Below are 5,966 nucleotides of genomic sequence, written 5' to 3' on the forward strand. Positions count from 1 at the left end.
ATTGACGCGCTAGACCGGTCTCAGGTGGACCTACCTGGCCGGTGTCGGCGCTGCCGCCGCGGCCCTCGGCACCCTGGCCACGGCGTCCAGTGCTGCCCCGGCATCGGGCCCGACGGTCTCGGCCGCGCGGATCTCCGGCGGCGAGCTCGTGGTCGCCGGGCGTGCCAAGCCGGGAGCGAAGGTTCGGCTGGCCGGTGCCGACGTGACGCGGACCGCCAACGACGAGAGCAGGTACCGCTTCACGCTCCGCGGCTGGCGACCCGACGACTGCAAGGTGACCGTCACCTCGGCAGGCAAGACGGCCAAGGGCCTGGTGCGGGGCTGCGACGTGGCCGGCCCCACGGGACCCGCGGGCCCGATCGGCGCCACCGGCGCTACCGGCGAGACCGGGCCGACCGGACCTGCCGGGCCGCCCGGAGCCGAAGGCGCCGGGGCGGACCTGGAGATCCTGACCGCAGAGGTCAACATCAACGGAACGGTGGCGCACACCACCACGGCGGCCGCGGGCACCACCTCATCCCTGAGCGTCTCGATCTACACCCTGACCTTCCCGCGCAACGTCGAGGAGTGCACCTTCTCCGTGACGCCGCTGAACAACCTCAACATGGTCGCCAGCCAGGTGCTCACGGTGATCAACACCGATGTGGCGGTGGGCACCACCAACATCTCCAGCCACGGGCTGACCCAGCCCGCGTTCTACCTCACCGCCTACTGCTGACCCGGCGCCGCCGTCCTCAATGTGACGTCAGCGCGCAGTTTCAGAACGAAACGCGGCGCTGAGGTCACATTGAGCGGCGGCCCAGGGCGCCTGACGGATCGTGCCGTGGGGCGCCGGTGGCCCCTACCGACTAGCAGGAGCTGGCCTTGGTGCCGGCGAGGTGGATCCACTCGTCCATCTCCACGGTCCGGTCGCGGCCCAACGCCGAGACGACCGCGCGGGCTGGCGGCACTCCCATGGTCCCTGTGGCCGTGCAGCCGCCGGGCCGGAACGCGTACTCCACCTTGAAGGCGAACGAGTCGTCTCGCCCCAGGGTCCGGTCGACGTCGATCACGCCGTCGACGTCGTTGCCGATCTCGAGCCTCTCCTTGCCGACGGTGACTCTCGCCACTCGCACCCCCGCACCGCCTTGGGCACCCATCATGGGAAGCTCGATCTGCCTCAGCCGAACCGGCAACCGCTGGGGATTGCTGACCCGCAGGATCAGCTCGCAGTCGAGATCGGGGTCCAGGCGAGGAGCCTGCACGGGCCGGTCGAACGCCGCGTCGTCAGCCCGGAGGTCGGGTCGCTCGACCGTCCGGCTGGTGCACACCATCTGCTGGTCGGAGGTCACCTCCACGTCGTCCAGGGCGGACCCTGCCGACCACCACCAGCCGAGGGACAGCAGCACCACGAGCACCAGCCCGAGGGCCAAGACCTTCCGAGGAATCCGCATGCTGGCAGCGTAGAGACGCCATTGAGCGGCATGAAAGGCTGGGGGCATGGAACTGCGGATCTTCACCGAACCCCAGCAAGGCGCCACCTACGACGACCTCCTCGCGGTGGCCAAGGCGGCGGAGTCCCTCGGCTTCGGAGCGTTCTTCCGCTCCGACCACTACCTCGGGATGGGCACCGACGGACTGCCGGGGCCCACCGACGCCTGGACGACGCTGGCCGGCCTGGCGCGCGACACCGAGACCATCCGGCTCGGCACGATGATGACCTCGGCGACCTTCCGCCACCCGGGCGTGCTCGCCATCCAGGTCGCGGGCGTCGACCAGATGAGCGGTGGCCGGATCGAGCTGGGCATCGGCGCCGGGTGGTTCGAGGCCGAGCACACCCAGTACGGCATCCCGTTCCCGAGCACCAAGGAGCGCTTCGACCGCTTCGAGGAGCAGCTCGCGGTGATCACCGGGCTGTGGCGCACCCCGCTGGGGGAGCGCTTCGACTTCGCCGGCGAGCACTACACGCTCACCGACTCGCTCGCTCTGCCCAAGCCGGTCCAGAGCCCGCACCCGCCGGTGCTGATCGGCGGCCTCGGCAAGAAGCGGACCCCGGCGCTGGCAGCGCGCTACGCCGACGAGTTCAACCTGCCCTTCGTCTCCCTGGAGACCACCCGCGACCAGTTCGCCCGGGTCCGCGCCGCCTGCGAGCAGATCGGCCGCAACCCCGACGAGCTGATCTGGTCCAACGCGCTGGTGGTCTGCGTCGGCCGTGACGAGGCCGAGATCGCCCGCCGGGCGGCACGGATCGGCCGCGAGGTCGACGAGCTGCGCGAGAACGGCCTCACCGGCACCCCCGACGAGGTGATCGCGAAGATCAACGCCTACGCCGCCGAGGGCGCTCAGCGGGTCTACCTGCAGGTGCTCGACCTGGCCGATCTGGAGCACCTCGAACTCATTGCGACCGAGGTCATGCCGCACCTCGGAGCAGGGGAGCGATAGCCTTCACCTCATGACGTCAGTTGCACCCGCAGCGCCCTTCGGTCGCGTGCTCACCGCGATGGCCACCGCGTTCCACGAGGACGGCTCCGTCGACTTCGACGGCACCTCCGCGATCGCCGCCCACCTGGTGGCGAACGGCCACGACGGCCTGGTCGTCTCCGGCACCACCGGTGAGTCGCCGACCACCACCATCGAGGAGGACGGCGAGATCCTCGCCGCCGTGCGCGCCGCCGTCGGCCCGAGCATCAAGCTGGTCGCCGGCGTCGGCACCAACACCACCGTGCACTCGGTCGAGCTGGCCCAGCAGGCGGAGAAGAACGGCGCGGACGGCGTGCTGCTGGTCACCCCGTACTACAACAAGCCCAGCCAGAAGGGCCTGCTGCACCACTTCCGCCAGGTGGTGGACGCCAGCGAGCTGCCGGTGATGCTCTACGACGTGCCGAGCCGCACCGGCACCACGATCGCCTTCGACACCTACGCCGAGGCGGCCCAGTGGGACAAGGTGATCGCGGTCAAGGACGCCGTCGGCGACCTGGTGCGCGCCCTGCGGATCAACACCGAGCTCGACCTCGCGGTCTACTCCGGCGACGACGCCAACACCCTCGGCTTCCTGGCGCACGGCGCCTGCGGCGTGGTCTCGGTCGCCGGGCACGCCGCCGGCAACGAGATCAAGGCGATGTTCGACGCCTGGTTCGCCGGTGACACCGTCGGTGCCCGACAGATCTTCACGCGGATGCTCCCCGCGATCGACGCCATCATGGGCGTCCCCAACTACGGAGCCACCACGGCAAAGGCGACGTTGCAGTTGCTCGGTGTCATCAACAACCGGAACGTGCGCAGCCCGCTCGTTCCTCTCGACGACGAGGAGTACGCCGCGCTTCGTGCGGGGCTGGCCGCGTCCGGCCTGATCTGAGGAGTAGATGAGCCACACCCATCCTGAACTGACCACCCCCGGACCGCTGGCCCCCGGCGGCCTGCGCGTCACCCCGCTCGGAGGGCTCGGGGAGGTCGGTCGGAACATGACCGTCTTCGAGTACGACGGTCGTCTGCTGATCGTCGACTGCGGCGTCCTCTTCCCGGAGGACCATCACCCCGGAGTCGACCTGATCCTGCCGGACTTCGAGTCCATCCGGGACCGTCTCGACGACGTCGAGGCGCTGGTCCTCACGCACGGTCACGAGGACCACATCGGGGCCACCCCCTACCTGCTGCGCGAGCGCGGCAACATCCCGCTGGTCGGCTCGGAGCTGACCCTGGCGCTGCTCGGCTCCAAGCTGCGCGAGCACCGCCTCAAGGAGACCGTCCACCACGTGGTCAAGGAGGGCGAGCGGATCAGCTTCGGCCCGTTCGACCTGGAGTTCGTGGCGGTCAACCACTCCATCCCGGACGCCCTCGCGGTGGCGATCCGCACCGGCGCGGGCATGGTCCTGCACACCGGCGACTTCAAGATGGACCAGTTGCCGATGGACGGCCGGATCACCGACCTGCGTGCCTTCGCGCGCCTCGGCGAGGAGGGAGTCGACCTCTTCCTGACCGACTCCACCAACGCCGAGGTCCCCGGCTTCACGACCACCGAGAAGCAGATCGCACCGGTCCTGGACCGGGTCTTCCACGAGAGCGACCAGCGGATCATCGTGGCCTGCTTCGCCTCGCACGTGCACCGCGTCCAGCAGATCCTCGACGCCGCCGTCGAGCACGGCCGCAAGGTGGCCTACATCGGCCGCTCGATGGTGCGCAACATGGCCGTGGCCCGCGACCTGGGCTACCTCAACGTGCCGCCGGGCGTCCTGGTCGACGCCAAGGAGCTCGCCACCCTCGCGCCGGAGAAGCAGGTGCTGGTCTCCACCGGCTCGCAGGGCGAGCCGATGTCGGCGCTCAGCCGGATCGCGCAGCGCAGCCACCACTTCGTGCACATCGAGGAGGGCGACACCGTCATCCTCGCCTCGTCGCTGATCCCGGGCAACGAGAACGCGGTCTACCGGGTGATCAACGGTCTGGCCCGCTGGGGCGCTCGCGTGGTGCACAAGGGCAACGCGCTGGTGCACGTGTCGGGTCACGCCTCGGCCGGCGAGCTCCTCTACTGCTACAACATCGTCAAGCCGCGCAACGTGATGCCGGTGCACGGCGAGATCCGGCACCTGCTCGCCAACGGCGAGCTGGCCAAGGCGACCGGCGTGCAGAACGTGGTGATCGCCGAGGACGGCGTCGTCGTCGACCTGATCGACGGCAAGGCCGAGATCGCCGGCAAGGTCTCCTGCGGCTACGTCTTCGTCGACGGCCAGTCGGTCGGCGACATCACCGAGGCGTCGCTGAAGGACCGCCGGATCCTCGGTGAGGAGGGCTTCATCTCCGTCATCGTGGTGATCGACTCGGTGACCGGCAAGGTCGCCGCCGGCCCGGAGATCCACGCCCGCGGCTTCGCCGAGGACGACACCACCTTCGACGCGATCAAGCAGCCGATCATCGACGCGCTCGACCGCGCTCTCGCGGACGGCGTCAAGGACACCCACCAGCTGCAGCAGCAGGTGCGCCGGGTGATCGGTCGCTGGGTGGCCAACACCCACCGTCGTCGGCCGATGATCGTGCCGGTCGTCGTCGAGTCCTGACGCGTCCACCGAGACGCCTGTGTGGCGGCTGCCTCCCCGCTAGGGGGAGCCAGCCGCCACACGCGTCTCTCAGACCCGCAGCAGGTCCGCGGCGTCGATCTCCAGCACCTCGTCCATCGCCGCGAGCCCGACCTGGTCGTGGGTGATCCAGACCAGGGAGCGACCCTGGCTGGTGGCCAGGATGTCGCGCGCGACGGCGGTCGCGGTCGCGGTGTCGAGGTGCGCGGTCGGCTCGTCCAGCACCAGCACCGGGTGCTGCGCCAGCGCCGCGCGGGCCAGGCCGAGCCGGGCCCGCTCGCCGCCGGAGACCGCCGTGCCGCCCTCGCCGATCCGGGTGTGCAGGCCGTCCGGCAGCGCGTCCAGCCAAGGGCCCATCCGCACCGAGCGGATCGCCAGCTCGACGGTCAGGTCGTCGGCCTCCGGGGCCGCGAGCCGGATGTTCTCCACGACGGTCGAGGAGAACAGGTACGGGTCGTCGTCGACCACGCCGACGACGCGGCGCAGGTCGTCGCCGGCCAGCGCGGCGTAGTCGACCTCGCCCAGGTGCGCGGCGCCCTCGGTGGGCAGCAGGAACCGGGCCAGCACCATCGCCAGCGTGCTCTTGCCGCTGCCGGAGGGTCCGGTGACGCCGACCCAACGGCCCGGAGCGAGATCCAGGTCCACGCCCCGCAGCGCGGTGGTGCCGGGCACCCACTCGGCGCTGACGTCGCGGAGCCGGATCGCACTCGGACCGGTCGGCAGCGGCTCCGGGGCGGCGGGGTCGGTGACGGCCGGGGGAGTGTGCACCAACGCCTCGATCCGGGCGCGGGCGGCACGGGTGCGCACGCTGAGTGCTCCGGTGTCCGCCAGCGGAGCGGTGACGTCGGCCAGCGCCAGCGGGAGCAGCAGGAGCAGGGCCAGCAGCGGGCCGGAGACGTCGCCGTCGGCGAGGGCGGGGGC

Annotated in this window: 6 protein-coding genes; 4 read left to right on the plus strand and 2 right to left on the minus strand. The window is 70.8% G+C overall.

The genetic code is table 11. The features are described 5' to 3' along the window. The first annotated feature begins 148 nt into the window (after positions 1-148). Positions 149-718, plus strand: a complete 570-nt coding sequence (locus tag ABD151_RS19250; RefSeq protein WP_343996465.1) for a hypothetical protein — start codon at positions 149-151, stop codon at positions 716-718. Positions 719-848: 130 nt separating this feature from the next. On the opposite strand, the gene ABD151_RS19255 is transcribed toward ABD151_RS19250, so the two are convergent. Continuing rightward, the gene (locus tag ABD151_RS19255) at positions 849-1,433 is read right to left on the minus strand and encodes a hypothetical protein (RefSeq protein ID WP_343996466.1); all 585 of its coding nucleotides are present in this window, start codon (positions 1,431-1,433) and stop codon (positions 849-851) included. A 46-nt stretch (positions 1,434-1,479) separates the two neighbouring features. On the opposite strand from ABD151_RS19255, the gene ABD151_RS19260 reads away from it, so the two are divergent. The 3 genes from ABD151_RS19260 to ABD151_RS19270 are packed head-to-tail and all read left to right on the plus strand — an operon-like array spanning position 1,480 to position 5,027. After that, on the plus strand, positions 1,480-2,421 hold the full coding sequence (locus tag ABD151_RS19260; RefSeq protein WP_343996467.1) for an LLM class F420-dependent oxidoreductase: 942 nt from the start codon (positions 1,480-1,482) through the stop codon (positions 2,419-2,421). 10 nt (positions 2,422-2,431) lie between these two features. Then, the gene (gene dapA, locus ABD151_RS19265; protein ID WP_343996468.1) at positions 2,432-3,334 is read left to right on the plus strand and encodes a 4-hydroxy-tetrahydrodipicolinate synthase; all 903 of its coding nucleotides are present in this window, start codon (positions 2,432-2,434) and stop codon (positions 3,332-3,334) included. A gap of 7 nt (positions 3,335-3,341) precedes the next feature. After that, positions 3,342-5,027 (plus strand): ribonuclease J, encoded by a 1,686-nt coding sequence (locus ABD151_RS19270; protein ID WP_343996469.1) that lies wholly within the window; start codon positions 3,342-3,344, stop codon positions 5,025-5,027. Between the two features lie 69 nt (positions 5,028-5,096). Here ABD151_RS19270 and ABD151_RS19275 read toward each other — a convergent pair. Continuing rightward, positions 5,097-5,966 (minus strand): amino acid ABC transporter ATP-binding/permease protein (locus tag ABD151_RS19275; protein WP_343996470.1); only part of this gene is annotated, 870 nt, incomplete at its 5' end.

Origin of the sequence: Nocardioides dubius (assembly GCF_039528155.1) — a bacterium.
GTDB classification, from domain to species: domain Bacteria; phylum Actinomycetota; class Actinomycetes; order Propionibacteriales; family Nocardioidaceae; genus Nocardioides; species Nocardioides dubius.